General features: G+C 33.2%; 21 protein-coding genes. All 21 read left to right on the top strand.

The features are described from left to right. Nucleotides 1-5: 5 nt before the first annotated feature. The 21 genes from pseI (at nt 6) to BMY14_RS17160 (ending at nt 25,960) form a co-directional block, all read left to right on the top strand. A complete protein-coding gene (gene pseI, locus BMY14_RS17260; RefSeq protein WP_091834585.1) occupies nt 6-1,034 on the top strand; it encodes a pseudaminic acid synthase in 1,029 nt (342 codons plus the stop codon). 27 nt (nt 1,035-1,061) lie between these two features. After that, the gene (locus BMY14_RS17255; protein ID WP_091834582.1) at nt 1,062-2,453 is read left to right on the top strand and encodes a B12-binding domain-containing radical SAM protein; all 1,392 of its coding nucleotides are present in this window, start codon (nt 1,062-1,064) and stop codon (nt 2,451-2,453) included. Between the two features lies 1 nt (nt 2,454). Next, the gene (locus BMY14_RS17250) at nt 2,455-4,350 is read left to right on the top strand and encodes an LIC12162 family transferase (protein WP_091834579.1); all 1,896 of its coding nucleotides are present in this window, start codon (nt 2,455-2,457) and stop codon (nt 4,348-4,350) included. Nucleotides 4,351-4,458: 108 nt separating this feature from the next. Then, nucleotides 4,459-5,328 carry a class I SAM-dependent methyltransferase gene (locus tag BMY14_RS17245; RefSeq protein WP_091834576.1) on the top strand — a complete coding sequence of 290 codons (870 nt, stop codon included), beginning with the start codon at nt 4,459-4,461 and terminating at the stop codon, nt 5,326-5,328. Between the two features lie 215 nt (nt 5,329-5,543). Continuing rightward, complete coding sequence (locus tag BMY14_RS17240; protein WP_091834573.1) at nt 5,544-6,782, top strand: FkbM family methyltransferase; 1,239 nt, start codon at nt 5,544-5,546, stop codon at nt 6,780-6,782. A 37-nt stretch (nt 6,783-6,819) separates the two neighbouring features. Beyond that, nucleotides 6,820-7,755 (top strand): NAD-dependent epimerase/dehydratase family protein, encoded by a 936-nt coding sequence (locus tag BMY14_RS17235; RefSeq protein ID WP_091834570.1) that lies wholly within the window; start codon nt 6,820-6,822, stop codon nt 7,753-7,755. A 38-nt stretch (nt 7,756-7,793) separates the two neighbouring features. Then, complete coding sequence (locus BMY14_RS17230) at nt 7,794-9,053, top strand: glycosyltransferase family 8 protein (protein WP_091834567.1); 1,260 nt, start codon at nt 7,794-7,796, stop codon at nt 9,051-9,053. After that, the gene (locus BMY14_RS17225; RefSeq protein WP_091834564.1) at nt 9,038-10,684 is read left to right on the top strand and encodes a glycosyltransferase family 2 protein; all 1,647 of its coding nucleotides are present in this window, start codon (nt 9,038-9,040) and stop codon (nt 10,682-10,684) included. Before BMY14_RS17230 ends, BMY14_RS17225 begins: the two co-directional genes overlap by 16 nt. 36 nt (nt 10,685-10,720) lie before the next feature. Beyond that, on the top strand, nt 10,721-11,491 hold the full coding sequence (gene rfbF / locus BMY14_RS17220; RefSeq protein WP_091834561.1) for a glucose-1-phosphate cytidylyltransferase: 771 nt from the start codon (nt 10,721-10,723) through the stop codon (nt 11,489-11,491). A gap of 6 nt (nt 11,492-11,497) precedes the next feature. After that, on the top strand, nt 11,498-12,577 hold the full coding sequence (gene rfbG / locus BMY14_RS17215; protein ID WP_091834558.1) for a CDP-glucose 4,6-dehydratase: 1,080 nt from the start codon (nt 11,498-11,500) through the stop codon (nt 12,575-12,577). Then, entirely contained in the window at nt 12,552-13,163 is a 612-nt protein-coding gene (rfbC, locus tag BMY14_RS17210) for a dTDP-4-dehydrorhamnose 3,5-epimerase (RefSeq protein ID WP_218144928.1), read from the top strand. The genes rfbG and rfbC overlap by 26 nt, the downstream gene beginning before the upstream one ends. 43 nt (nt 13,164-13,206) lie before the next feature. After that, entirely contained in the window at nt 13,207-14,118 is a 912-nt protein-coding gene (locus BMY14_RS17205) for an NAD-dependent epimerase/dehydratase family protein (RefSeq protein WP_177177648.1), read from the top strand. Nucleotides 14,119-14,326: 208 nt separating this feature from the next. Beyond that, nucleotides 14,327-15,505 (top strand): glycosyltransferase family 2 protein, encoded by a 1,179-nt coding sequence (locus tag BMY14_RS17200; RefSeq protein ID WP_177177647.1) that lies wholly within the window; start codon nt 14,327-14,329, stop codon nt 15,503-15,505. Between the two features lie 21 nt (nt 15,506-15,526). Continuing rightward, nucleotides 15,527-16,600 (top strand): hypothetical protein, encoded by a 1,074-nt coding sequence (locus BMY14_RS17195; RefSeq protein WP_091834549.1) that lies wholly within the window; start codon nt 15,527-15,529, stop codon nt 16,598-16,600. 5 nt (nt 16,601-16,605) lie between these two features. Then, a complete protein-coding gene (locus BMY14_RS17190) occupies nt 16,606-18,645 on the top strand; it encodes a rhamnan synthesis F family protein (protein WP_091834546.1) in 2,040 nt (679 codons plus the stop codon). A gap of 12 nt (nt 18,646-18,657) precedes the next feature. Then, nucleotides 18,658-20,769 (top strand): hypothetical protein, encoded by a 2,112-nt coding sequence (locus tag BMY14_RS17185; RefSeq protein WP_091834542.1) that lies wholly within the window; start codon nt 18,658-18,660, stop codon nt 20,767-20,769. 95 nt (nt 20,770-20,864) lie between these two features. Then, on the top strand, nt 20,865-21,569 hold the full coding sequence (locus BMY14_RS17180; RefSeq protein ID WP_177177645.1) for an IspD/TarI family cytidylyltransferase: 705 nt from the start codon (nt 20,865-20,867) through the stop codon (nt 21,567-21,569). Then, nucleotides 21,566-22,600 carry a galactitol-1-phosphate 5-dehydrogenase gene (locus BMY14_RS17175; RefSeq protein ID WP_091834536.1) on the top strand — a complete coding sequence of 345 codons (1,035 nt, stop codon included), beginning with the start codon at nt 21,566-21,568 and terminating at the stop codon, nt 22,598-22,600. Before BMY14_RS17180 ends, BMY14_RS17175 begins: the two co-directional genes overlap by 4 nt. Before the next feature lie 22 nt (nt 22,601-22,622). Further along, nucleotides 22,623-23,276: a ribulose-phosphate 3-epimerase gene (locus BMY14_RS17170; protein WP_091834533.1), complete on the top strand. Its 654-nt coding sequence runs from the start codon at nt 22,623-22,625 to the stop codon at nt 23,274-23,276. Nucleotides 23,277-23,384: 108 nt separating this feature from the next. After that, nucleotides 23,385-24,257, top strand: coding sequence for a tetratricopeptide repeat protein (locus tag BMY14_RS17165; protein WP_091834531.1), 873 nt, complete (start codon nt 23,385-23,387; stop codon nt 24,255-24,257). Nucleotides 24,258-24,283: 26 nt separating this feature from the next. Next, on the top strand, nt 24,284-25,960 hold the full coding sequence (locus BMY14_RS17160; protein WP_091834528.1) for an O-linked N-acetylglucosamine transferase, SPINDLY family protein: 1,677 nt from the start codon (nt 24,284-24,286) through the stop codon (nt 25,958-25,960). Nucleotides 25,961-26,016: the final 56 nt, after the last annotated feature.

Genomic DNA, 26,016 nt, shown 5'->3' with positions numbered 1-26,016 from the left:
AAAAGATGTTTATAGAAGAAGGGAAAGAACCCTTTATTATAGCTGAGATGTCAGGAAATCATAATCAGTCATTAGAACGTGCTTTGAAAATAGTTGAATCAGCAGCTAAAGCTGGTGTAGATGCAATAAAACTCCAGACATATACAGCAGATACAATGACATTGGATATTAATGAACGAGAGTTTTTTATAAATGATAAAGATAGTTTATGGCAAGGCACTTCTTTGTATAAACTTTATCAAAAAGCCTATACTCCATGGGAATGGCATAAAGCAATTTTTCAACGTTGTAAAGAGTTGGGGGTTTTAGGGTTTAGTACACCTTTCGATGCAACCTCTGTAGATTTTTTGGAAAGTCTGAATGTGCCATGTTATAAAATTGCATCTTTTGAAAATATAGATTTACCTTTGATTAAAAAAGTAGCACAAACGGGGAAACCAATTATTGTTTCGACTGGAATGACAACTGTAGCTGAATTGGATGATTTGGTTCGAACGGTACGTGAAAATGGATGTACGGATTTGACTCTTTTAAAATGTACGAGTAGTTATCCTTCTACTCCAGAAGAAACAAATCTTTTGACTATACCACATATGAAGCGGTTATTTAAGTGTAAAGTTGGTTTATCGGATCATACGTTGGGAATAGGTGTTGCTGTGGCTAGTGTAGCTTTAGGCGCAATTGTTATTGAAAAACATTTCACATTAGCACGGGCAGATGGTGGGGTAGATGCGGCATTTTCCTTGGAACCAGGAGAAATGGCACAACTGGTGCAGGAGTGCAGGAGTGCTTGGCGGGCATTAGGACATATCAGTTATGAAATTCAAGAAGAGGAAAAGAAGTCACTTCAATTTCGGCGTAGTTTATATATTGTAGAGAATATCAAAACGGGGGATGTTGTTACAGAAAAAAATATGCGAAGCATTCGTCCAGGTAGTGGATTAAGCCCTAAGTACTACAATATATTATTAGGAAAAAGGGTTAATCACGATATAATAAAAGGTACAGCAGTATCTTGGGATATGTTTTTATAATTGAATGTAAATAATGGGGGCTTGTTTATGAATATATTATTGATTAATATAGCATTAAGACCTGAATCAAAAGTGAAATTATTTCCAATTGGGATAGGATACATAGCTACTGCTATGAAAAATGCGGGATTTGAATTTGATTTTATTGATTTGGATGCAAATAGATATAGTGATAAAGAAGTTGAAAGGCTCATACAGAAAAAAACATATGACGTTGCTTGTATGGGTTGTATCGTAACAGGCTATTCAAAAGTTAAAAATCTAGCTGAAATGGTGCGGAAATATCATAAAAATGCATATATTATAGTTGGAAATTCAGTTGCAACATCAATATACAATATTTTGTTATCAAAGACAGAAGCTGATATTGCAGTAATGGGGGAAGGTGACATTACTATTGTTGACTTATTGAAAACAATAGACTGTGGTGGCGATTTGAAAACTGTAAAAGGTATATGTTATACAAAAAAAAATAATATTTATTGTAATCCATGTAGAGAACCGATTGAAAACATATCTAGTTTACCACATATAGATTTTTCGCCATTTAATATTGAAGAATACATTGCTAACGCAAAAGAGCAAATCAGTGAAGATGGTATCAATATAAATCGCAATGAATTGAGGGCTTTACCAGTGAACACAGCACGTGGATGCGTGGCAAATTGTACTTTTTGTTATCATAATTTTAGAGGATATAACTATCGCTATCGTAGTATGGAATCGATATTAACTGAAATTCGGGAAATGATTACAAAATATAATTTAAATTATATTTTATTTGGCGATGAGTTAACACTTTTTTCCAGAAAACGTGCAGAAGACTTTGCAGATGCTATTCTGGAGAGTGGTTTGAAATTTTTTTGGAATGTAACTTGTAGAGCGGATTGTTTTATTAAAGATTCTGATTTAAATATATTGAAGAAAATGAAGGCAGCTGGTTGTGTTAGTGCAAGCTTTTCTTTAGAATCATCAAATGCTGAGATATTGAAAGCGATGAATAAACATATTTTAGTAGAAGACTTTTCTAGAACGGCAGAGCTTTTTCATAAAGCGGGAATTACACCATCAACGAGTTTAGTAATAGGATATCCACAAGAAACTTTATTAACAATACGTGATACATTTAAATGTTGTGCAGAAAATAGAATATATCCTTCGGCAGGCTATTTACTACCACAGCCAGGGTCTGTTATGTATGAGTATGCTAAAGAAAAAAATTTTATAGTTGATGAGGAAGATTACTTATTAGCAATGGGGGATCGACAAGATTTAAGATTAAATATGACAAATTTGTCTGATCAAGAGATGGAAGAAGAAGTTTTAGCAGGTTTAAAATATTGCAATGAGTTATTAGATATAGGATTAGATCAAGATCATTTGATAAAAACACAATATTATAGAAAGGCTAAAAAATAATATGAAAGAAAAATTTTTAGTATTAACTAAAAAAAAAAGTTTAAGCAATTGTGGAAATGAAATTTTTTTAAGTAAATTTTATTGTGGATATGATTATGATTTTTCTAAAAATAATGATGTTTTAATCGAAGAAAATTTAGATGCAGATTTTTTTATAAAAGAGTTACCAGAGCAAGTTGAGCAATTTGCAAAAAAAATGACAGAAGCATTACAAATTGAATTTAATAAACTACATAATCTTAATTATTCAAAAGAATTTTGGCAAAGAATTTTAAGTCAATGGTTACAAAAAATAACTTTTAATATTTTTTGTAAATATTATCGTTTGGAATATTTGATTAAAGAATATTCATCAGTGTTGCAAATAAAAACAACACTTTTATCGGTAAAAGATCGAATTACAACGTATGATATTACAGATTATTGGTTGAATGAACAATGTGAAAAGTATGATTTTCAATTGTGGTCAAAAATAATAGAATCATTTTTTGCGAAAGATTTTGTGGGGATTTGTTATGAACATTATTTAGAAGAAGCTGAAGATGATAGGCTTAATAAATCTTTACGAATGGGGTTACTAAATAGGAGAAAAACTTTTCGGCGGAGAATTACTGAACGAATTAAAACCATAAAAAAAATGGTGCTAGTTGAAAAAGAATATAGAAGTGCGGAATTGTTTTGTTTAAGGTTATTTTATGAAGAAATTTATAATAGTAAAGAAGCAAAATGTTATTTATACTATCCAGGCTTTCAAGCGAAACTGTTTGACAAAATTGTAGTGGACAATAAAAAATATATTTGTGCATTGCCAAGGGCAATAACAGATGGTCAATATAATAAACAAGTAAATCTCAATAAAATAATGCGTAGTGAACTTCAAACAAGGTTAGAAAGTTATTTTTCAAGTATTATGGATATAAAAATAATGAGGCTTATGATAGACGAAATACCGTTATGTTTTTTGGAAAATTTTAATGCAATAAGAGGGCAATATGCAAGATTTTTAGATAGCAATATACGCTATATCCTATCACAACATGGCTATTTAACTAGTACTAGTTTTTTATTTTATGCCGAAGAAATGCATGAAACTAAACACGTAGAAATATTAGGAATGCAGCATGGTGGAAACTATGAATTAGTAAAGCTTAATTGGAATGATATCCAATTAACAGACCGTTTTTATACCTGGGGGAATAAATCTATCATTGATACAGCAGAAGCTATTTCGGCAGCACCATACAAATTAGAAACCTATACTAATTCGCCCAATAAGAATGACTTGAATATTGAAAAGAAAAACAATTATTTATTATTTGTAGGAACAGCATTTCCGCCATACTTAATATGTTTGGAACGACAAAATTTGGATACTGTGCAAAAAATAGATAGACAAATAGAATTTTTTTCTAAAGTATCTTTAGCTGTGAAAGAAAATTTACTGGTACGGGAATTTAACTACGAATATGGTTGGAACATTAAAGAAATTTTAAAGCGAAGATTTGATGATTTATGTTTTGATGAAAAAACTACAAGTTTAAATTCTTTTTTTTCCATATTAGAAAATTCATCAATTTGTATTTGCGATCATTTAGGCACCACATGGTTAGAAGCATTGGCGATTAACAAACCATTTATTTTAACTTTTGAAAAAGATGCATATGTTTTTTTTAATGACGAAAAGTATTATTTGGATTTGATGGAACGTGTAGGAATTTTGCATTATGAAATAGAAACAGCTGCAACTTTAATTAATGAAATTTTTAAGGATGTTGAATTTTGGTGGAATGACCCTATAAGAAAACAAGCTGTAAGTGAATTGAAAAAACGTTATTGGAATGAGTTTGGGGATCCAGAGAAATGGTGGCTAAAGGAACTTGGAGATTTGGTGAAATAAAAATTATTTTTATAGGACGGATGATATTATGGGATTAACTTTGATAGATGGCATAAATGATTTTTTTTAGAGGCAGCACATGTAGATTTATTTAAAAAGAAATTATTGATGTTAGGCAATCAGACTATTTTTATGGATCCAGTGCGGATGTATTTAATAGCTAGAAGAATGGGAATAAAACTTAAAGATGATATTATATTAAAAGAGATGTTAGCGGGGCATGTAGATTCAAAAGATTTTTTTAGAAGATTAAGATTTTCTGTTGTACATATTATGGATATTTCTGACTATGAAGATGCGGATATTATATATGATCTAAATGTTGAAAAAATATCTTCGAAATTAGAAGCTGCTTTTGATTATATTATTGACGGGGGAACATTAGAACATGTGTTTAATATAGCAAATGCATTAAAAAATATTTTTTATATGTTAAATGAAAATGGTGGTAATATTTATCATTATTTGCCTGTTAGTGGATATATTAATCATGGATTTTATTCCATTTTACCATGTTTACTAAATGAATTTTATTCAAGTAATGGTGGAAGTATTGAAAACTGTAATATTGTTTTGTGGAATGATGAATATGAAGCAAATATGAGGCAGAATATTTTACCGACTTTCTTGGAAGATTTTTTATTGACTGGTATTGACTATAGAATACTTGACTTAAGAGATACGAGCTTTGATATTTTACACGGCTATAAGGGGATTTTGCGCTGTGTGGCAAGACAATTAAATAAAGAATTTAATGGTAAGCAACAGCAGAATTATTGGCATGATAACCATATTAAACAGGATGCTTTAATAAGCGGGTTGAGTTTATTAAAGTATGGTGTTGGTCAAATTGGTATTTATGGAATGGGAGATACTACTAAGCAGTTTATGCGAGTTATTGAAAAATGTGAGATGTTTTCAAAAGATAGTATTAGAGGTTTTTTGCAAGTGGATCTGAAGAAAAAGGCGAATTTTTAGGCTATCCTGTGTTAAATGTGGACTTTCTTTCAAAGTATAAAATAAAAGGTCTTATAATTGTCGCAAATGATTATGAGGATGAGCTTTATTAGAGTGTAAAGAAATACCAGGGTAAGGAAATCAAAATTATTGGGTTAAAGAAATACAAAGAATACTATACATCAGCTCCATGGGAGAGTCAGGAGCGAGATTGATCATTTTGATGAGGGGGAACTATGGAAAATAAATTGTTAGATTTTGTAAAAGAAATGTCTTCTGTTGTTTGTTATGGTGCGGGTGAATATGCCTTTTTTATAACTCTTTTTTTAGAAGCGCATCGTATTGGTATAGATTATTACGTTGTTTCTGATGGACAGCATATAGGAGAAGAGTATCTTAATAAAAAAATATATTCTTTTTCTGAGGCTATTCAAGAGAATATGATTAATAAAAATGTTGTTGTCGCTATTGGGGGCGAGGCACAATTGAATATTCAGACTGCGTTAGAAGAAAAGAGGATCAAAGGATATTTTCTGACGAAAGAAGATATTGATAATATATTTATTTTTCTTTTTAATATACCCCAAGAAAAGTTGAAGATCATTTTAAATCAATATTTATTAAATAAAAATGATATCATGAGTTCTGTTTTAAAAAAAAGCAGCCGATCAATGAAATTCTTATATGACTTGATTCAACCAACATCTGACTATGAGCATGAGTATTTATTATTATCAGAAGAATATAAAATGATTCCTCGATATTTTGAAAAAAGGATACCATTTCAGAATACGGAAATAAGGGTTCCGGATGTAGCATCTTTTCTCTGTGCATATGAATCTATTCTTGTGCAAAAAATATACAATTTTATACCACAGAAGAAAGATGATATTGTAATATTAGATTTTGGATCTAATATTGGGTTGAGTTTATTCTTTTTTTCGAAGAAATACCCTAAGGCAACTATCCTTGGTTTTGAGCCAGACAATAGAATCTTTGATGTTTTGAAATATAATCTCAAAGCTCTTCAATGTCAGAATGTGCATGTCTTTAAACAGGCGGTGTGGTATAAGGATGAGATATTGAGTTTTTACTCTGAAGGAGCAGACGCTGGAAGAATAGAAGCGGCTGGAGATAACGCGGCAGATTTTATTCAAATACAGGCGATTGATTCTTTAGTGGTGATGAATGAATATGCTCATATTGATTTTTTGAAAATAGATATTGAAGGAGCAGAAACTGTCGTCTTGCGTCACATTGCAAAAAAACTAAAAGATGTTGATAATATATTTGTTGAATACCATTCGGCAGCAGATGAAAAACAGTCTTTACCAGAGATTCTGAAAATTTTATCGGATGCTGGTTTTAGAATATATTTTGGTGAAGAGGGCTTAATTCAAAAAAAACCATATGTAAAAATTAATACTTATGCTGGTTTTGATGCACTGGTCAATATTTATGGTGTGCGAAAATAGTTTTATTTGGATTTTGATATGAAATGGGACGTGAAGCATGAAGGTATTGATATTTGGAGCTACAGGTTTTTTGGGGTCGCATTTATGTGAAGAATTATTGAAAAAACAATATGAGGTTGGAATATATTTCCGGGAAAATTCAACTAATATGAGAAATATCAAGCCTTTTTTTGATGATCTATATAAATGTGAGGGGGTATTTGCAGAAGAATTGAATTTTGATCATATTGTAAAAGGGTATGATATTGTGTATCAACTTATCAGTACAACTGTACCGAGCAAAAATGATCCATTAGAAGATATTGAACTTACCATAAAGCCTATGGTGCGTTTAATCGCAGCATGTAAAAGAAACAATGTGAAAAAAATTATATTTTTTTCTTCCGGAGGAACGGTGTACGGAATTCCTCATTCAATTCCCATAAAGGAAACTCATCCAACCGATCCAATTTCTGCATATGGAATTCAAAAATTAGTTTTAGAGAAGTACTTAGAGTATTATTATCGAATGTTTGGTATGGATTATATGATTTTACGTATATCTAATCCATACGGAGAGCGGCAACGTCCTTTTTCTGCCCAAGGATTAATAGCAAATATATTAGGACATTACTTTATTCAGCATCCTATAAAAATTTGGGGTGATGGCAGTGTTATCAGGGATTATATTTATGTACAAGATGTAGTAGAAGTTGCTGAACGTGTAATATATTATAATGGGTGTGAAAAAATTTTTAATATAGGTTCAGGGCAAGGTCATTCTGTTAATGAAATTATTAATATTATTGACTCTGTTATTGGAGATAAAGTGGCTGTTCAAAAAATAGAAGCTCGAAGACAGGATGTACCCAGTAACGTTTTAGATATTGGTTTAGTAAAGCAAGAGCTAGGGTGGAGTCCTACAGTTAATTTAGAGATGGGCATCACAAAAATGTATAAAGCATGGAACCCTTTAGAGAAATTATTTATTTAGATTGAAATATGAGTAATATTTTATAAGGAGACAATAGAATGATACATGTTTGTTTTCCGATACATGATAAAAATGGTACGTATGCAAAATATTTAGGGACAGCAATATATTCTTTATTAAAAAATACAAAAGAAAAAGTTATGATACATTTGTTGCATGACGATACTTTCCGTTTAGAAGATAAAAAAAAATTAGTGGACATGGTAAAAGCATTTTCACAAGATATAAAATTTTATTGTATATCAATAGATGATGTTATTCAGCGGTTGGATGGTACAGCAAGATGGTATTATACGGTTGGAACTTTTTTTCGGTTATATATTTTAAAAACAGTACCTTCAGTTATAGAAAAAATTATTTATTTGGATGCAGATGTAGTGGTTCATTTAGATATCAAGCAATTATGGGATATACCTTTCCAAGATGCTGCAATAATTGCTGCTCACGATGTACATATACAAAGTTTTAAGAGCTACCCCTTGTTTGATAATGCTTGTTTAAGTGCAGATAAATATTTTAACGCGGGGGTTTTAGTCTTAAATTGTAATCTGATTCGGGAAAAATTTAATTTATTAAATAATAGTATAAATTTTTTTGTTGAGCATTATGAAGAGATACTTTCTGCAGATCAAGATGCTTTAAATTATGTGTTTAAAACATCTTGTCGTTTTGTGGATAATATATATAATTTATCAGTGAAGCATGAACGAGAACTGGGAAAAATAAAAATTAAGCCCGCAATTTATCATTATATTAATCGTTCTTACGGAAGCGAGCAGGTAGATGAATATGATCAGCTTTATTATCAATATTTATTAGAGTCTCCGTGGGGAGACGTTGAATTTGGTATGAATTGTTTGTTGAATATGCATTCTGATTTATACGCTTTGCAAAAGCAATTGCGAAAACAAAAATGCATGTTTGTTCGTAGTAAAAAAGTTATATATTTTGGTGCATCAGGCGTGTTGCTACAAGCAATATTGAAGGAAATACCCAGACAGCTGAGTGACTATTTTGTAGATAATGATTCTGATAAATGGGGGGAGATTGTTGCAGAGATGCCTGTATGCGATCCTCAAAAAATATGCACTGAACAGAGAAATTCGATAGTGATAATTATAGTAAGTTTACAATATACTACAATAAAAAGGCAATTGGAGTTTTATGGATATCAAGAGAATCGAGATTTTTTCTATGGAGAGGATTTACTTTCTGCTGAAAATGGTGGGAAAAAATATAATATGTTTCTAAGTTTTGATAAAAAAACGAAAGGTGGAAATATATGGAGATATCGGTGATTGTTCCTATATATAATGCTGAAAAATATTTGAAGCAATGTTTAGATAGCCTTCTTCAGCAAACTTTTGAGGATATAGAAATTATTTGTATAAATGATGGTTCTACTGATGGAACAGATCATATTTTAAAGTTATATAAGGAGAAGGATGCCAGAATAAGGGTATATAAACATGTAGATTGTGGAGCAGGAGCATCAAGAAATTGGGGTATAACATTAGCGAGAGGCAAGTATTTGGCGATTTTAGATGCTGATGATTTTTTTGAAAATGATTTTTTAGAAAAGATGTATGTGACAGCAGAAAATACACAGGCTGATATTGTGATATGCAATTTTACATGGTATGACGATGTTTTAGGAAAAGATAAAGAAAATTTGTTGTATGTAGATCAATCTATTTTAATAAATCAACCTTTTTCAGGTGAGGATATTTTTGATAAAGTATACGACTATCAGATTTTTTGTGGGGCGGCTTGGAATAAACTTTATAGAAAGGAATTTATTCAACAATTAGGAATATATTTTTTGGAGTCTCGTAAATGTGAAAGCTGTGAAGACATGTTTTTTACCAGCATGGCTTCAATTTTAGCAAAAAATTTAATCATTGTTAAAGATTGCCTAGTGCACTATCGTGTAAATTTAGAAGGTGCTGTATCTGCTAAGCGATACGATAAATTTAAAGAATCACCATACTATGCAGTATTGGCTGTTTATCATGAATTGTTAAAACGAGATCTTTATGATCGTTTGATAAATGTATTTAGTAGTTTTGTAGTAAAACATTTGTCTTATTATTTTGGTGAAATGCGCGGTGAAAATAGAGCATGGTTTTACGATTGTATGAGGGAACAATGGCTGAAAAATTGCGGAATTAATGAAAATCATGAATGTTATCTATATGATAATGCTATTGTATATGGTAAATATTTAGAGACTAAGATTTTTTCTTATGATGAGTATAAACATGTAAATAAATTTAAAAAAGAAAAAATTTTTGATTTTGTTATGAAAATTTTAATGAATAGGGGAGAACGGGAATTAGTTATTTGGGGTAAAGGCGAGGAAGGGATTTTTTGGCGAAATACTCTTATTGATGGAGGCTTTGTTAAAGCGTGTAAGTTTGTTGATATAAATAGTAGTGATTCATCAGAAAAAATAGATGCTCTTTTACACAACCAGAAAAAATATTATGTGTTGGTTAGTCCATTAAAATATTATGGCAGTATAGAAAAGTTCCTTGTGGAATGTGAATATGAGAATATTATGGACTATATTTATGTTCATAAAAAAATAGAGGCAAATACAGATTTATATACAGATTTATTAGGTAATCAAATAGTTGGACAGGGCAATTTGGAGATTCATTTTTATGGTGCTAATAATTTGATAGAATTTGAAAAGGGTTTTGAGATTGAAAATGGCATTCTCGAAGTTTATGGAGATAATAACAAAATTAAGTTTGGGACAGATGTTAAGATTAAAACTGGTTTTAGAATGCTTATTTTCGGAGAGGCAACGGCAGTTTTTCATTCTAATATAGTTGTAAACAATTTTGTCACAGTATATATGTTAACAAATCGAAGTTTTGACGCTTTTACAGATATAGCAGAGCAAAAGAAAATTGTTATATGATGCAATAAAGTATAGTACGTTATGGGGGGATTTACCGTGAAAGTTGTTTTATTGGCAGGTGGATTTGGAACAAGAATTAGTGAAGAATCTCAGTTTAAGCCAAAACCAATGCTAGAAATAGGTGGAAAGCCTATTTTATGGCATATTATGAAAGAATATGCGCATTATGGTTATACGGATTTTATTATTTGTGCCGGATATAAACAACATATCATAAAAGAATATTTTTCAAATTACTATATTTATAATAGTGATATAACTTTTGATTTCCGTGGGGATAATCGTATCGAGATTCATAATAATTTTTCGGAGCCGTGGCGAGTAACTATTATTGATACTGGACTTAATACGATGACAGGGGGAAGACTTAAACGTATTCAATCGTACATAAATGATGAAGCTTTTATGATGACTTATGGTGATGGCGTATGTGATGTGCCCATTGATGAGTTGGTTAAATTTCATAAGGCCCAGAAGAAAATTTGTACTTTAACCGCAGTAAAGCCAGATGGCCGTTTTGGAATATTAGATTTGGATGGAGATCGCATTAAATCTTTTCGAGAAAAGAATAAAGATGATGTGGGTTATATTAATGGCGGATACATGGTTTTGGAACCTCAGATTTTTAATTACATTGACGGAGATGATACTATTCTTGAGTGTGAGCCATTTGAGAGCTTGGCGGCAGATAGTAAATTTGCTGCGTTTAGACACAATGGCTTTTGGCATTGCATGGACACTTTGCGTGATAAAAAGAAGTTAGAAAAATTATGGAATCAAGGCAAAGCCCCGTGGAAGGTATGGTGATAAAGATTGAATAAAACATTTTGGCAAGGAAAAAAAGTATTTGTAACAGGACACACAGGGTTTAAAGGGGCCTGGCTTTGTCTGTTATTGAAATATTTAGGCGCGGAAATTACAGGCTATTCTTTAAAACCACCAACGGTACCTAGCTTGTTTGAAATTTCTCACATTAGGACATCGCTACATTCTATTGAAGGGGATATTCGCGATTTACCATCTTTGCAACGAGCACTCTTACTAACAAAGCCGGAAATAGTTATTCATATGGCAGCACAGTCGTTGGTTAGAGTGTCTTATAAAACACCTGTAGAAACATATGCGACTAATGTGATGGGCACCGTAAATTTATTAGAGGCTGTACGCCATACAGATGGGGTAAGAGCTGTTCTAAATGTAACAACGGATAAATGTTATGAAAATAAAGAGTGGTTGTGGGGATATCGTGAAGATGATTCTATGGGCGGCTATGATCCTTATTCTAATAGCAAAGCTTGTTCAGAATTAGTGACAGCAGCGTACCGAAATTCTTTTTTTTCTTCTAGTGATTATAAAAAAAGTGGTATTGCTATTGCAACTGCAAGAGCTGGAAATGTGATTGGTGGTGGTGACTGGGCAAAAGACCGCTTAATACCAGATTGTTTGCATAATTTATTAGAAAAAAGATGTATTGTTTTACGTAATCCTAACGCTGTTCGTCCGTGGCAGCATGTTCTTGAACCTTTAAATGGATATTTAAGCTTGGCAGAAAAATTATATACAGAAGGCATAGACTATGCGGAGGGCTGGAACTTTGGGCCGAATGAAGTAGATATACGCAATGTAGAATGGATTGTAAAAAAATTATGTGAATTATGGGGCGGTGCGGCAGATTATCAATTAGAAGATGAAAAACAACCCCATGAGGCTGCTTTTTTGAAATTGGATTGTTCTAAGGCATATGCAAGATTAAATTGGCGGTCAAGATGGCATATAGAAGATGGGTTAGAAAAAATTGTAGATTGGGTAAAAGCGTATAAAAATGGTGAAAATATGGAGCGGGTATGTATAAAGCAGATTATGGAGTATGAATCTGCAAAAAAATGGGAGTGAGGGCGGCGCCATGGTTCAACAATTTTCCTTTAAAGAGACTCAAATACAAGGGCTTTTTGCAATTATGTCATTTCATGCAGAGGATCTTAGGGGCTCTTTTACAAAAGATTATTCTAAGGAAGCATTTAAACAAAATGGAATACAGCATGATTTACAAGAGGTATTCTATACAACATCATCTAAAGGCGTTGTTAGGGCACTTCATTTTCAGCGTGTGAAGCAACAGCCTAAGTTAGTTCGCTGTATTTCTGGGCATGTATATGATGTAGTAGTAGATTTACGAAAAGAAAGTCCTACATTCAAGAAGTGGATAGGATTTGACCTTAAGGGCAATAAATATGATGAGATATTAGTACCAGCAGGCTGTGCACATGGATATTTAGTTTTAGAAAAGTCTGTTGTGTCATATAAATGTGCAGAAAATTTTTATGGAGAATTTGATGATGGCATTTTATGGGATGATAAAGATTTGCAGATAGAATGGCCAGTGGGAAAAATTGGCGGTATTGATAATGTGATTTTGTCAGATAAGGATAAAAGGTTACAGAGCTTTGGCAATTTCATGAAAAAATATGGTGGTTTATGATGGGGTTTGTTATTACTTTTTTAGGAATATAAGGAGCTGTGCCATGAAGAAAGTTTTAGTTACAGGCGGTAAAGGATATATTGGTCAATATATCGTGGATTATTTACAGCAAAATTCTTGGGATGTGTATGTTACTTCTAGAAAAAAGAATTTAGATAAACGTTGCTTTTATATGGAATTGTTGGATGAAAAGAGTATAAGTGGTATTTGTAAAGGAATGGATGCAGTAATCCACTTGGCAAATTTTGACGAGCGACTAGTGAAAGATCGAGCAAAAGACGCCCTGCTATGTAATAGTTTTGCAACAAGGGAACTTTATCGTGATGCAGTAAAACAAGGGGTAAAGAAGTTTATTTACTTTTCGACTTTTCATGTTTATGGTCAAAGTTCGGGTCATATTAGTGAGGATGATATACCATATCCTAAGAATGATTATGGGATGACACACTATTTTGCGGAAAAATATTTAGAGCAATTATCACTGGGGCAAGGAACCTGTGTGGATATTATCCGATTAACGAATGGCATTGGTGTACCAAAAAATGTAGATAGATGGTATTTGGTACTTAACGATTTTTGCCGAACCGTTTATGAAACTGGAAAGATTATTTTGCAATCTAATGGATTGCAAATGCGGGATTTTGTAGCTATGCAAGATGTTGGATCAGCAGTAAATATTTTATTGCAGTATGAAGAATCTTACGGAGTTCATCTATATAATGTAAGTGGGGAAAAGGCATATAGTATCAGAGAGCTTGCAGTAAAAGTAGGGGAAATATATGAACAACGATACAATAAAGAAGCAAAAGTTCAAATTCCAAATTTGAAAAAAGATTATATGAAGAATGAGGTTGCTTTGTCTGTAAGTTCAAAAAATATAAGAGATATTGGATGGACTCCGACTTATTCCATAGATGATGTGATTGTGGATATTTTTAGCTCTTTCGATAAATGATTTTGGGGAGGTTATAATAAATTAAATAGATTTAAAGTTGCAGTATAGCGAATTTTTATCTATGACATGATATTTTTTCTTTCTATCATTTAAAGAATTTTAATCAAAGTAGCTCGAATTTTTGTAAGCGTAGACTATGAATTAGCTTACTTATATAGTAGCATTTGCAGCCGCGCTTACTTAAGTGAATATTGACATTAATGATGAGGTGGTAAAAGTGAAAAAAGTTAGTATTGTGACACCTTGCTATAATGGCGAAAAATTTATTGATAGATATATGAAAATGATTTTGGAGCAAACCTATTCTCATTTGGAACTTGTCTTTATTAATGATGGGTCAACGGATCAAACTGAAAAAATTGTTAAGTCATATGAAGTGCGCCTAAAAGAAAAAAATATTGATTTTGTATATTGTTATCAAAAAAATGCAGGGCAGGCTGCTGCTATTAATAAAGGATTACAAATGTTTACAGGAGACTATTTTGTATATCCTGATGCAGATGATATTTTATTGCCAGATAGTATACAAAAGCGCGCAGAATTTTTAGATAATCATACTGAATATGGATTTGTGGGGAGTAAAGGCTGGGATGCCTATGAGGATGATTTGGACCATTATGTATTGGTTGCACCTAGGCAGAATGGAGTAGTTGAAAATTTATTTATGGAAACTATAAAAAATGAATGGACAACCTTTACTTGTACATATATGTTTCGGAGAGATGCTTTTTTTAAATCATTACCATCGCGGAAAATCTATATGAATTCTGATTTTACGTTGCAAGATGTACAAATGTTGTTACCCATAGCTTATCATTATAAATGTGGTTTTTTAGAAGATTATTTATATGTACGGGTAATTAGAAGCGATAGTCATAGTCAGCGACGTGAACCATATAGTAAATTATTAATACGCAACGATGCTATCGAAGATGTATATATGCAGACAATAAAAGAAATTTCTATGCCCATAAAAGAACGTGATGTATATATTGAGCTAGTTAAATGTTGGTTTTTACGTTTGCGAAAATACATTTTACTTAATTATGCGCTGGAAAAAGAAGTGTGTTCATTATATTCTTTGTTAAAAAACAAATGCAATGGTCGAGATTTAGTTGTTTTTGGGACAGGTGAAGATGCAATGAAATTGATGACTATATTACCGCAACAGGAATATCCTTGTTATTTTATTGACAACAATGTAGATCAACAAGGAAAGCTTTTTTGGGGATTAACCGTTAAATCTTTAAATTTGATGAAACAGGAAAAAAGCAAATTTTTTATTTTGGTTGTAACTAGCCAATATGGAATACAAATCAAAAAACAATTATTGCAAGAGGGGTTTACTTATTGTAAAGATTTTGTGCTTTTTGAAGATATTTTATAATTTTTTAGTGGAGGAGAGAAAATGAATATAACAGATAAAATAAATTTAGTATGGAATCAGTTTTCTGTATATCTTGATAAAAAAAAATTGGAACTTTATCAGCAGGAACCAGTTGCTATTTGGGGAGCAGGAAAACTTGGACAAAGTTTAAGTGGGTTATTAAAAAAGTTGAATATTCATGTGATTTGTTTTTTAGATAAAGATATTAACAAGCAGGGACACCGGCAGGATGGAGTTGATATTAAAGCCCCGACTGAATTTTTTAAAGAGAATAAAGATGTAATTTTAATTGTGGCGAATGGGTCACAAGCAGCAGGAATTCGAGAAGTAGAAAAGTTAAAAGGATATTCTAAAATATATACTTTTACAGAATATTTGATATCTTTATTAGATAATAAAGCTTTGTCGATATTAGAAATCGGACCATTAAATAATCCAGTCTTTGTAGGTGGAACTACAAAGTATTTTGATGTATTATCAGCAATTGAATTGAGAAAAAAAGCTGTTTCTTGGGGATTTGAAGCTGCTGGGGTACCTGCTACAATAGATTATATATCCCCAAATGGTGATTTAGATATAATTAGTGACAAGTTTTCACATGTCTTTAGTTCACATGTTGTTGAGCATCAGCCTGATTTTATTTTGCACTTGAAGAAAGTAGAAAATCTTTTAAGAAATAATGGTAAGTATATTATGGCAATACCGGATAGAAGATATTGTTTCGATTATTATAATAAAAATTCTACTATTATGGATATAGTGCTGGCATATTATGAAAAGAATAAAGTACATACATTACATACATTGTTGTGTAATTTATATAGGACACATAGTAATTCTGTTTTACATTGGCAAGGAGAACACGGGAATTATCCTAAAATAACAAAACAGCAGATTGAAGATCAAATTGAAAGATATAAAGTATCCAATAGTCAATATATAGATTCGCACGCATGGTACTATACACCGCAAAGTATGTATCATATTTTAAAATATCTGATAGAGATGAAATTTATTCATTTTGATATAGAACAAATATCTGATACAGCAAAAAATGAGCTTGAATTTTTTGTTGTGTTAAGAAAAAAGGTTTGAGTGATATGATACCACCGATGAAACAAACCAATCGTATAGGTGTTTTTGTGTTATCTGATGAAACAGGAACGGTAGATGATTCGGATATATACTTATTAGATATGGTGAAAGAAAATCTATCTTGTTTGTATATTGGTTGTAGAACAAAGCGGTTTTCTTTACTGCAGGAGACTTTGCAACATTACACAACAGATATTTATCAGTTGGCGAATAATTTGACAGAGGTAGAATGCTATAAGTTTTTATTAGAGAAAATTGATCAAAAACACTTATATATATATGACGAATTATTTTTCTTTGATAATAGTTTTTTTGGACCATTTTATGGCTTACAAGAGATTTTTTTTAAAATGCAAGAAAAAAATTGTGATTTTTGGGGATTGCTTTGTCAGGATAAAATGGTGGATGAAAATTGGAATGATATTGATCAGCATTTATGTGGGGGCTTTTTAGCTGTACGCTCTAGTCTTTTTAAAACTTTAGATTTTATCAAATTCTTTAATTCGAGTTGTTATTCTATGAAATCATTTTTAAATTATTTTTGTGAATTAGGATATCAGTTTGAAACTTATGTTGATATAAAGCAATACAGTTCAGCATTGTTACAAAATAATTTAGATTATGAGCGGTATTTGAGTTACGAATTGATACATGATTTAAAATATCCTATTCTTAAAAAAAGCTGTTTAAAGATCAATGATAAGGATTTTTCTTATGGAACTGGTGAAAGTATAACGAATGCTATGAAGTATATTGATGAGTATTTGCCTTATAATATAGATTTGATTTGGGAAAGCATTTTGCGGAAAGAAAATATTGTGGATTTGCGGAACCTATTACATATTAACTACATTTTACCTTCTAGAATACGATATGCTAGAGAAGATAAAAACCCAATATGCAAAAAAGCAGTCGTGCTCATTCATTTATACTATATGGATTTATTGGATGAGGTTTTTTTGTACATAGATCAGATACCAAAAGATATAGATATTATTATTACGTCGTTAGAAAAAAATCATGAGATGATTTGGAACAAGGCCAAATCTATTGGAAGAGAAAATTTACGGGTATTGCCTTCTGGAAATAGAGGTCGTGATATTGCAGCTTTACTGGTTACTGCGAAACCTTATTTGCTGCAATACGAATATCTGTGTTTTTTGCATGATAAAAAGACGAGTGGTGATTCTGGTGCAGTTACTGTGGGAAAGTCTTTTCGTTATATGATATGGGAAAATCTTTTGAAGAGTGAAGCTTATATTGGAAATATACTAGATACATTTGATCGAAATCCTCGCTTAGGTTTTTTATCGCCTCCAGAACCCTATCATGCAGATCATTTTCATGTGATGGGAAATGAATGGACGACGAATTATAAGATAACGAAAGGTTTACTTGATATGTTAGGTGTTCGTGTGAAGTTACATAAAGATAAAGGACCTTTTGCGTTGTCTTCTAGTTTTTGGTGTAGAACGAAGGCTTTGAAAAAGCTTTTTCAACATTCTTTTGCATATGAAGATTTTCCGACAGAACCATTGCCTCTGGATGGTACGATTAGCCACGCTATTGAACGATGTTTTATTTTTATTGCGCAATATGAAGGATATTTTTCGGGGATAGTAGAAAATGAAGAATATACAGCAATGCACATAACGGATATGCAGCGAATGCTGTCAAAGGTCATTTGTTTAGAAAGCCATGAAAAATATTTTTCTAGCTTTTATGGGTTGTGTAGTATGTTTGTAAATGATGGTCTAAGTAGTTTTTGTGAAAAATATAAGAATATCTATATCTATGGTGCAGGGGCTTTTGGACATAGGTTATTAAATGTATTAAAAAAAAGAGGAATTGACGTACGGGGTTTTATTATTTCAGATGGACAAAAGATGAAAGAAAATATCGATTTACGTTGTTATTATTTATCGCAGGTTTTAGTAACGGAAAACACTGGAATTGTTATTGCTGCTACAAAGAAATATCAAAATGAGATTTTACAAGAACTTCGTGCAAAAGGTCATACAAATTTGTTTTATAAATATATATAAGGATAAGGTAATATGACTGAATGTGAATATATAATTCAAACTTTTAAAGAGAATTTTGGAAAAATGGAACATAAGAAAATTATTCTTTATGGAATAGGTGTAAATACAAAGACGATTTTAGAGATATTTCCACAGTATAATTTTTTAGGATTGCTGGATGGTTTTAAGGATAGCGGAGAACTTTATGGAAAACCAATTTTTCCAATAGATCAAGTGCAATTTTTGCGGCCGGATTGTATTATCATTGTGGCAAGAGCGAATTCTTCGAAGATTATTTGCACACGAATTGGTGATTTTTGTAAAAAAAATGCTATTGAACTTTATGATATTCATGGCGTAAAGTTATTGCAAGAGGCGAAACAAACGTTGGTGGATCACCCGTATTTTGCGATCAATGAGGAGCAACTTAAGACAGAAATTTTGCAGCATGATATTATTAGTTTCGATATTTTTGACACACTACTTATACGACGGGTGATGTATCCAGAAGATGTTTTTGCATTGGTAGAGAAAACGACAGAGATAAAAGGATTTTGTAATATTCGAATTGAATCAGAAAAGGAACTTTACCGTCAAGGGCGGAATCCGACACATGAAGAAATATATCGTGTATTAGCAGAAAAATTGACGATTACATGGGAGCAAGCAGAGTCATTAATGGAGCGGGAGATACAAACAGAGCGAGCGCTGTTATTTTCTCGTGAGGATATGTTACGTATGTTGCAATTTGCGGTAGCGCAAGGAAAACGGGTGTTTTTGATTTCGGATATGTATTTATCCCGGAAACTTATTGAATCAATCTTAATAGATTGTGGCTTTAGTGGTTATGAGGATATTTTTGTATCTGTAGAATATCAAACATTAAAGACACAGAATTTATATGAGGTGTTCAAAAAACGAGTGCAGGGAAAATCATATCTACATATTGGTGATAATGCGGATGCAGATATTGTTTATGCACAGATGCATGGATTGGATAGCTTCAGAATTTACAATGCGATCGATATGGCAGAAATTTCTTCTTATGCATTCATACTAGAAAAAGCTGAATCTTTGTCGGAAAGGATCCTTGTAGGATTCTTTTTATCCAAGGTTTTTAATAGTCCGTTTGCTTTAGAAAAATCAGGTGGAAAGGCAAAGATTGGTGATGGTTATACTATGGGGTATTTGTTTATTGGACCATTACTAACGGCTTTTATGGCATGGCTTTTATATGAGACCGCAAAAGATTATAGTCGTATATTGTTTTCGGCAAGGGATGGATATATTTTTTCTGAAATGTATCAGCTATTAAGAAAGAAATATCCAAAACGAAAAATTCCTAAAGCTGATTATTTTTACACTTCACGAATGGCTGCAATATCCGCAACTTTGTTTACTGAAGAGGATATCTGCTATGCTTTGCGGATTGCTTTTGATGGTACGCCAGCAGATATGTTAAGGCAAAGATTTTTTTTACTTGATGAAGAAATTTTACCAATACGAAGACATGAAACATTAAATGAGTATGTCATGAGACATAAAAATAAAATTTTTCAGCGCTCATCGGTACTTCGGGGGCGTTACTGGCAATATATAGATTCTTTAAAGCTAGAGCCGGATGAAAGATTAGCATTTTTTGATTTTGTTTCTTCTGGGACTTGCCAAATGTGTTTATTAGATTTGTTGGATTATCCAATGAATGGATTTTATTTCATTCAATTTGCTGAGGATTATGGAAAAAAACAAGCCCTGAATATGAAAGCTTTTGTCGAAGACGGGTTTTTATATGATTTGCAAAGCTACTTATCGCATAATTATTTACTGATTGAGAGTATTATTGTGTCGTTAATGCCAACATTAAAATCTTTTACAGAAGATGGTCGACCAATCTATATAAATGAGAAACGCAGTCATGGTGAATTGCTTTACGTGAAAGATGTACAGGCAGGCATACTTTCTTATTTTAAAGAATATTTGACTATAGGGGATATTTTTTCATTTGATATTCGACCACAGTTTGTAGATGTGATATATAGTTTGATTCAAAAAAAATATTCTCGAGTGGATAATTGTGTTTTTGAAAATAGTTTGTCTAGAGATGAATTTTGCAATCGGGAATATGTTATGGATAATAGAATTTAGTGGTATTTTGGGGAAGCTGATGGTAATGTCTATCATAGTTTCTTTACATGAATAAAAAAAGATATATGAACAAAAACTATGTCGGGAGTGAAACTATGAATAAGGCATTGATTTTAGCTGGTGGAGTAGGTGGTCGTATGGGGCAGGATATACCTAAGCAGTTTATCCATATCAATAATCGACCGGTTATTATTTATACTTTGCTAGCATTTCAACAACATTCGGAAATTGATCAAATTCAAGTTGTTTGTGTTGAGGGCTGGCAACCTATTTTAGAAGGGTATGCACTGCAATTTAACATTACCAAGTTGACTGGGATTGTTTCGGGTGGACTTACTCGATATGAATCTACTTATCGAGGGATGTGCTCATTTACTGATATTTGGGATGATGATGTTATTATTGTCCATGATGCTGTGCGTCCTTTGGTTACAAGTGCGGCTATTTCTGATACGATTCGTGTATGCAGTGAGCAAGGCAATTCAATGTCTGTATTAGATTGCATGGATACGATGTACTTAAAGACAGAATCTACCTTTACCAAAGAGAATATGGACCGAAGTCTTTTAGTGCGTGGGCAAACTCCGGAAGCTGTTTCGGGAAAGCGGATGCGGGAACTTTATCCGGCAGCTGAAAAACAAGGACTGAAAATAGACTCTATATCCGCTTTGCAAGTCGCACTTGGCTGGGACATACATTTTGCTCGGGGCGATGAAAAAAATATTAAGCTTACGACAACGGAAGATATTGATTTATTTAAAGCTTTACTCGAGATAAAAAGGGATGCGTGGTTAAAATGAGAGTATTGAATCTTTATGGTGTAAATGATCTTCGCTATGATGAAATAGGCATGCCTGAGAGAAAAAATACAGAAGTCCTTTTGCAAGTAAAAGCAGTCGGAATTTGCGGCAGTGACATACCGCGTGTTTTTGATAAAGGAACCTATCATTTTCCTACCGTTATTGGGCATGAGTTTGCCGGGACAGTTGTTGAGGCAGACAATACAGATTTGATCGGGCGTAATGTAGCAGTTTTCCCTTTAATTCCATGTGGTGAATGCAGTGCCTGCCAATGCGGTCGTTATGCACAATGTAAACAATATAATTATTATGGTTCACGTTGTAATGGTGGAATGAGTGAATACATTGCTGTCAAAAAAGAAAATTTAGTTTTTATACCGGAAGGTGTATCATGTAAAGAAGCAGCAATGTGTGAACCAGTGGCAGTCGCGCTGCATGCTTTTAGAAAAGCATGTGTCGGGATTGGAAATACCATTGTGATTTTTGGTATTGGTCCGATTGGGTTGATACTTGCTCAGTGGGCAAAAATAGCAGGTCTTAAAAATATTGTACTTGTTGCTCGGAATCGGGATAAAGTAGAATTTGCGCAACGTTTAGGTTTTTTACAGACGATTAATTCTAGTGAGATAAGTGTGCGGGATTATGTTTTATCGTTAACCAATGGTGTTGGCGCAGATGCCTGCATTGAGGGAACGGGACAATCTGCAACATTAGAAGAATGTTTGTTAGCAGTGCGGAATTTCGGGAAAGTCGTTACCATGGGAAACCCTGTGGAGGCTATTACTTTGTCACAAAATGCTTATTGGAATATTTTAAGAAAAGAAATCTGTTTAGTTGGAACGTGGAATAGTAGTTTTACTGAAATGGAAAATGATTGGAAGGATGCCTTAGCGGCAATGCAGTGCAAACAACTAGACGTTTTACCACTTATTACACATGAATTTACATTGGAGCAATATAAAGAGGCTTTTTCTATTATGCGTGAAAAAAAAGAACTTTATTGTAAAATTATGTTTGTAATAGAGGAATAATTATAGAGTTGGAGTTGAGTTTATGGCTGGAGTCGAATATAGTGCATCGATGATGTGTGCAAATTATGGTCACTTAGAACATGAGGTGAAAATATTAGAAGATGCGGGCATAGATAGCTTTCATATTGATATTATGGATGGACAGTTTGTTCCTAATTTTGCTATGGGCCTGCAAGACTTGGAATTTATAAGGAAAGCTACGAAAAAAGAAGTAGAAGTTCATCTTATGATTAAAAAGCCAGGCAGCTATTTGGATTTGTTTATAAATCGTGGTGTTGATACAATTTATATTCATCCGGAAGCAGATTATCATCCATCAACAACATTACAAAAAATCATTGAAGCGGGAATTAAACCAGGAATTGCGATTAATCCAGGTACTTCAATCGAAAGTATTTTAGAACTTTTATATATTGTTGATAAAGTGTTAATCATGAGTGTCAATCCTGGACATGCTGGACAAATTTATTTGCCATATGTTGGACAAAAGGTAGACAAGTTATTGGCGATGAAGGATGAGTACAATATTGATGTTTACTGGGATGGTGCCTGCGGAATGGATAAGATTGAAACATTCGCCCCAAAAGGAATGAAAGGGTTTGTTTTAGGAACAACAGTTTTATTTGGTAAAAATAGATCATATGGAGATATTCTTGCTGATTTACGAAAAATTTAAGAACATCTTGGCTTATTAAAGCAATTAATTTTAAATAAATTGATCATTCTTAAGTCGTTTTATTGATAGTAAATTATGTCTTAATTGATAAGGAACGGTGGGCGTATAATGGGAAAAGCAAGTAAGAAATTAGCCAAGAATCAAAAGAAAAACAAGTTGGTTGAATTAAAAGCCAAAATCACAGAATATAAAGAAACAGGCAATGTAAAAGAAGCATTAGATATAGTTATTGAATTATTCAATTTAAAGTGTTATGACGTGGAGGTTCTTTTTGACGCGGCGGAACTTTATTTCTTAGATGGTGATTATGATAGGGCAACAGTTTGGGCTAATAAAACCATGGAATTTGAAGGTGCACATATAGGTGCTCGTATTTTACTCAGCCGAATTTGTTTTCTCAAGGATCGCCCCAAGGATGGTTTAGCAGTCTTGGAATTCATTTTAAATACGACACAGCACTTAACGGATCAGCAAGCGGGAGCAATTCAAGAAATCCTTGAATCTCTAGAAAGTCCAACACGTGAACTGTTTATAGAATATCCTCATATTATAGAATTTATGAATCCTGTTGAAAATCTTAAAAAAGCGGAAGTCTTGCCTGGTCTGAATCAGTCTGAAGAGCGTGTTGATCGGAAGAAAAACCTTGTAGTTAAGGTGGATCAAGAGGCTGCGGAAATTAACGACATAGTGCAATCGGTGCAAACTTTAAAAATGGAAATTGCGAATCAAAAAGTTTCCTTGCAGGAAAAGATTACATTGTATAATAAAGCGGCTGGTCAGGCCTATTATGAGGACCAATTGGGTGATGCGGAAATTTTATTACTGGCAGCATTGGAACTGGATGAATACAATGGAGAAAGCTTACGGAATATGGTTTTGCTGGCGGTTGCTGCGCATGATACGATTGGAGCATTACAGTATGCGGCAAAATTACCCACCACTGATTTTGCTTTGCTGAAATTAATCAAAGATCATGTTTAAATAAATTTTTCATGATGGAGTGACCAATGAAAATAGAGAGTTGTCAAACAAATACGGATGCAGTGCTTGAGAAAATGATTCAGCAGCTTCAACTGAGACTGGTGGCAGAGCCGGATAATGGAGATTTACTGTATTTTTTAGGAGTTTCCTGTTATCAATTAAAAAATAATGAAGCGGCTATTCCTGCCTTGAAAAAATCGGTGCAGTATCATACGAATTATGATGCCGAAGCTTATAGTTTGCTTAGCTATATTTACGAAGAGCTGAAAGACTATGTGCAGGCGATGGAAATGGTCGAGCTGGCGCTTGGAGTTTTACCGTTTGACAGGCGTAAACGTGATAAGGTCTTTCTGCCGAATCTTTTGCGGGGGCTGGGAAGCCTTCAGCTTCGACTGGGAAGCCCGGGGCGGGCTGCGGATTCTTATTTGAAGGCAGTGCACAGTGATAAAGACTTTGGTGAGCAGGTGCGGGCTTACAGCGGTTATTTATTATGTCTTCATTATGAAAATGGAATCAGTAATGTCGAACTTTTTGCTCAACATAAAAAGTATCAGGACTTTTTTGCGAATATCAAACCATTTAAACATGCAAAGCCAAAAAGTAAAAAAAAATTGCGAATCGGGTATCTTTCACCTGATTTTCGCAGTCATGTGATGTTTTATTTTATGTATAATTTATTAACTGCTTATGATCATACGGCATACGAAGTGCTTTGCTATTCATTGGGCGATGCGGACGGCTTTACAGAGCTGTTGCAAAGTAAAGTTGATGGCTGGCGAACGGTTCATTATTCCGATTATGCTGCGGCGGCGCAGCTGATTTATGAGGATGAAATTGATATTTTAGTGGAACTTGGCGGGCATTCCTGTAATGGCGGGCTGCCAATTTTGGCTTATAAACCAGCACCTGTTCAGGTATCCGGTTTGGGATATGTCAATACGACAGGGCTGGAAACGGTTGATTATTTCCTGACAGACCGGTATGTTGATCCACCGGGTGCTGGCGATCATGAATTTGTAGAAAAATTATATCGTTTGCCGCACAGCCAGTTTTCATATACGGGTCGCAGTGATGCTAAAGCACCGCAAGGTGCGGCTTGTATTCATAATAAATTTATTACCTTTGGCTGTTTTAATAATTTTGCGAAAATAACAAAGGAAGTTTTGCAGATTTGGCAAGCCATTATGGCAAGTATTCCTGACAGCCGGCTTTTATTGAAAACAGAAATTTTTAATGGTGCATCGGCTTGTGATTTGGCGAAAGGTCGTTTGCAGAATGCTGGTTTTGATTTGGAACGGGTTGAGCTGCAGGGGGATTCACTGGATTATTTGAATGAATATCTTTCGGTCGATATTGCACTGGATACATTTCCCTATCCGGGTGGGGGCACGACATTTGATGCACTTTATATGGGAATACCGGTTTTGACTTTAAAAGGGCAAAGACATGGTGCTCGATTTGGGTATAGCATCTTGAAAAATCTTGGGTTAGATGCGTGGATTGCAGGATCGGAAGCGGAATATATCGCCAAAGCCATAGAATTTTCCAAACAGCCTGCACTTTTGGACACGTTGCATAAAACTTTGCGGGCGGATATGCTGGAGTCACCTTTAATGGATGAGAAGCAGTACATGAAAGATATTGAGTGTATGTATCAATCCATGTGGCAGTCTTATCAAGCCGCAAATAAAAATCAAACATAAAAAAACTGCCTCTGGTTTTATCTTATGCAGCCATGGGCTGGTGATAAAATCAGAAG

The sequence above is a fragment of the Propionispira arboris genome, assembly GCF_900109225.1.
Lineage (GTDB): Bacteria > Bacillota > Negativicutes > Selenomonadales > Selenomonadaceae > Propionispira > Propionispira arboris.
This window is presented reverse-complemented; position numbering and strand designations above follow the sequence as displayed.

Excerpts from the sequence above, each read along its gene's own strand:
- BMY14_RS17255 (WP_091834582.1), top strand. The coding sequence starts at position 1,062 with ATGAATATATTATTGATTAATATAGCATTAAGACCTGAATCAAAAGTG.
- BMY14_RS17180 (WP_177177645.1), top strand. The coding sequence starts at position 20,865 with ATGAATAAGGCATTGATTTTAGCTGGTGGAGTAGGTGGTCGTATGGGG.
- BMY14_RS17165 (WP_091834531.1), top strand. The coding sequence starts at position 23,385 with ATGGGAAAAGCAAGTAAGAAATTAGCCAAGAATCAAAAGAAAAACAAG.
- BMY14_RS17230 (WP_091834567.1), top strand. The coding sequence starts at position 7,794 with ATGATACATGTTTGTTTTCCGATACATGATAAAAATGGTACGTATGCA.
- BMY14_RS17185 (WP_091834542.1), top strand. The coding sequence starts at position 18,658 with ATGACTGAATGTGAATATATAATTCAAACTTTTAAAGAGAATTTTGGA.
- pseI (WP_091834585.1), top strand. The coding sequence starts at position 6 with ATGTTTATAGAAGAAGGGAAAGAACCCTTTATTATAGCTGAGATGTCA.
- BMY14_RS17235 (WP_091834570.1), top strand. The coding sequence starts at position 6,820 with ATGAAGGTATTGATATTTGGAGCTACAGGTTTTTTGGGGTCGCATTTA.
- rfbC (WP_218144928.1), top strand. The coding sequence starts at position 12,552 with ATGAATCTGCAAAAAAATGGGAGTGAGGGCGGCGCCATGGTTCAACAA.
- BMY14_RS17205 (WP_177177648.1), top strand. The coding sequence starts at position 13,207 with ATGAAGAAAGTTTTAGTTACAGGCGGTAAAGGATATATTGGTCAATAT.
- BMY14_RS17225 (WP_091834564.1), top strand. The coding sequence starts at position 9,038 with ATGGAGATATCGGTGATTGTTCCTATATATAATGCTGAAAAATATTTG.
- BMY14_RS17170 (WP_091834533.1), top strand. The coding sequence starts at position 22,623 with ATGGCTGGAGTCGAATATAGTGCATCGATGATGTGTGCAAATTATGGT.
- BMY14_RS17250 (WP_091834579.1), top strand. The coding sequence starts at position 2,455 with ATGAAAGAAAAATTTTTAGTATTAACTAAAAAAAAAAGTTTAAGCAAT.
- BMY14_RS17160 (WP_091834528.1), top strand. The coding sequence starts at position 24,284 with ATGAAAATAGAGAGTTGTCAAACAAATACGGATGCAGTGCTTGAGAAA.
- BMY14_RS17240 (WP_091834573.1), top strand. The coding sequence starts at position 5,544 with ATGGAAAATAAATTGTTAGATTTTGTAAAAGAAATGTCTTCTGTTGTT.
- BMY14_RS17245 (WP_091834576.1), top strand. The coding sequence starts at position 4,459 with ATGTTAGGCAATCAGACTATTTTTATGGATCCAGTGCGGATGTATTTA.
- BMY14_RS17195 (WP_091834549.1), top strand. The coding sequence starts at position 15,527 with ATGAATATAACAGATAAAATAAATTTAGTATGGAATCAGTTTTCTGTA.
- BMY14_RS17190 (WP_091834546.1), top strand. The coding sequence starts at position 16,606 with ATGATACCACCGATGAAACAAACCAATCGTATAGGTGTTTTTGTGTTA.
- BMY14_RS17175 (WP_091834536.1), top strand. The coding sequence starts at position 21,566 with ATGAGAGTATTGAATCTTTATGGTGTAAATGATCTTCGCTATGATGAA.